This is a genomic window from Streptomyces sp. 150FB (genome assembly GCF_000818195.1).
Taxonomy (GTDB): Bacteria; Actinomycetota; Actinomycetes; order Streptomycetales; family Streptomycetaceae; genus Streptomyces.
In genome coordinates this window covers 8,323,324-8,326,171 of record NZ_JTHL01000001.1, presented here as the reverse complement: position 1 = coordinate 8,326,171, position 2,848 = coordinate 8,323,324, and the positions used below count along the sequence as shown (strand labels likewise).

The window sequence follows — 2,848 nt, the reverse complement described above, 5'->3', positions numbered from 1 at the left end:
GAGCCGTTCGGCGGTCGCGGCGCCGATGCCCGATGCGGCTCCGGTGACCACGGCGACGCGATCGGTGAAGCGGGCGGCTGAGTTCATGGGGCGGTTCGACTCCTCGGTGTGCGAGGACGCTTCATCGCGTCCTGAGCGACTTTCCTGATCGACTTTAATGACTGCGCGGGCCACGCACGGGCAACGGATGCGGTCCGGGGGCGGATCACCACGGTCACCGTGCCCACGGGGCTCACCCGGCTCACCGCGCTCGCTGCCGTGTCAGTACCACCAGCTCGGCGTCGTATCCGGCGCTCCAGGCGAACGGCACCCCCGAGTGCAGCAGATACGCCCCGCTGTACGCGGTTCCTGACTCCCCGTCGACGTAACGCGCCTCCGGTTCGAGACCGCGCAGCCGCAGTCTGGACGGGCGGCCCGGTACCAGTGGGGCGCCGTCGAGGCGGCCGGTGTTCCAGGCTGTGACGACCACGCGGGCGCCGCCCCGCTCCTCGTACTGCACTCCGCAGGTGGCGTCGTCCGGTGTGTTCAGCAGGTGTAGGTCGCCGTGGTGCACGACGTCGCGGATCTCCTTGTAGCGGGCGACCCACTCCGCCGCTTCGGTGCGCCGGTCCTGCGACCAGGTTCGGATGTCGGCGCCGATGCCGAGGACGCCGGCCATCGCGTTGACGAAGCGGAAGCCGAGCGAGCGGGGGCGCTGGTCGAAGACGCCGGGTGAGTCGGTGACCCAGGAGCTCATGGTGTGCGGCGCGTGCGCGTGGAGGTAGCCATGCTGGATGGAGAGCCGGTCCAGCGGCGCCGTGTTGTCGCTGGGCCACACCACGTCCGTACGGGCGATGGTGGCGTGCTCGATCCGCGCGCCGCCGCCCGCGCAGCCCTCGACGGTGACGTGCGGGTGGCGGGTACGCAGGTGGTCGAGGACGCGCAGGTAGCCGTGTACGTGGGCCGCGTCGAGGTCCTGTTCCTCGACGGGGCCGCCGCCGGGCCTGCCGCGTTCGGTGGGCGGGCGGTTCATGTCCCACTTGAGGTAGCTGATGGCGTGGTCGCCGAGCAGCCGGTCGAAGGTGGCGATGACAAAGTCCTGGACGTCCTCGCGGCCGAGGTCCAGCAGGAGCTGGTTGCGTACGAGCGTCGCCGGGCGGCCCTCGATGCGGTAGACCCACTCGGGGTGTTCGGCGTACAGCGCGGACTTCGGGCTGACCGCTTCCGGTTCGACCCAGAGCCCGAAGTCCATGCCCAGGGAGCGGACTTCGGAGATGAAGTGGTCGAAGCCGTCAGGGAAGGCGTGCTCATCGGGATACCAGTCGCCGAGGCCGCCGGTGTCGTCGGCCCTGCCGGGGAACCAGCCGTCGTCCACGACGAAGAGTTCGGCGCCCATCTCGGCCGCGATACGGGCGAGTTCGAGCTGGCTCCCGGCTTCGACGTCGAAGCCGGTGGCTTCCCAGGAGTTGTAGAGGACCTGGCGGGGCCGGTCCATCCTGTCCCCGGCCAACTGCCGTTCGTAGCGGTGCCAGACCCGGGCGAGACCGTCGAGTCCGTCCGGGCTGAACGCGCACGCGAGGCGGGGTGTGGCGAGGGTGGCGCCGGGCGCGAGCCGTACGGCGCCCTCGTGCGGCACGCGCCCCGCGCCGACGCGGACCGCTCCGCCGGGCTCGGCTTCGGCGGTGATGTGCCAATTGCCGGACCACTCAAGGGCGATGCCGTAGGTGGGGGTGGCGCCCTCGGCGGGGGAAGCGGCGTCCTGGACGGCGAGCCAGGGCGCGTACGCGTGGCCGGGGACGCCCTGGGTCGAGGCCATCTCGAAGCGGCCACGGGCCAGTTCGAGCTGGGTGCGCTGAAACTCCTGCGACCACTGCCCGGTGAGGTACGTGAGCCGGGCGCCGCCGGTCACCGGGACGTTCACTGCGGCGGAGTCGAAGCGCTCCAGGCGCAGTTCGTCCTCGCCGACGCAGGTCAGCTCCGTGTGGCGCAGGATCACATCGGTGCCGGGGACGGCCTCGTAGCAGAGCGCCGTCTCAAGACCGAGCTGCTCGTCGGTGAAGAAGAGCCGCAGCGTCCGGTCCTCCTCGGCTGTGGCGCCGGTGAACCGCCACCAGACCCCGCGCTCCTCGCCGGGGCGCCCGGCGATCAGGTCGGCGCCGGTGAACGGCCGCAGCCCGTACGGGATGTACTCGGCCCGCGCGGCGTCGGCCTGGGTGATGAAGTGCGTACGGCGCGACCAGTCGAGCGGCGAGGGGCCGCTCTCCGCGCCGTGCGGCCCCCAGGCCGACAGCTCGGCCCACTGCCCGTCGCCCGCGAGAGCGACCACGTAGGTGGTGTTCTCGGTGCGCAGTGTCCAGGTCTCGCGGGCGTTCACTTGACTGCTCCCAGGTTGAGTCCGGCCACGAAGTGGCGCTGGAATCGCAGGAATACGATCACGGTCGGTGCGGCGGCGATGACGGAGCCGGCCGCGATGACGTTCCACATCGACACGTACTGGCCCTGGAGCCCGATGAGCGAGGCGGTGATGGGCATCTTCGTGTCGGTGCGCAGCACGGTGATGGCCCACAGCAGGTCGTTGAAGATCCAGGTGAAGGAGAGGGCGCTCAGCGCGGCCAGCGCGGGTGTCGTCAGCGGCATGATGATGCGCCGGTAGATCTGCCAGGGGCCCGCGCCGTCGATGACCGCCGCCTGCTGGATCTCGGCCGGGATGGACCGCATGAAGCCGTGCAGGACGAAGACGTAGAAGCCGACGCCGAAACCGACCTGGACGCCGATGAGCGCGTACAGGCTGTCGTAGAGGCCGAGGGATTCGCTGATCTTGGAGACGGGGATCAGTAGGATCTGCGGGGGCAGCAGGTTGCCGCCGAGC

2 protein-coding genes are annotated in these 2,848 nt (G+C 70.7%); both read right to left on the bottom strand.

The window, feature by feature from the left end:
- Window positions 1-241: 241 nt before the first annotated feature.
- Window positions 242-2,353 carry an alpha-galactosidase gene (locus tag QR77_RS35670; protein WP_040026142.1) on the bottom strand — a complete coding sequence of 704 codons (2,112 nt, stop codon included), beginning with the start codon at window positions 2,351-2,353 and terminating at the stop codon, window positions 242-244.
- A partial coding sequence (locus QR77_RS42950; RefSeq protein ID WP_040029231.1) for a carbohydrate ABC transporter permease occupies window positions 2,350-2,848 on the bottom strand: 499 nt, incomplete at its 5' end. The genes QR77_RS35670 and QR77_RS42950, both read right to left, overlap by 4 nt.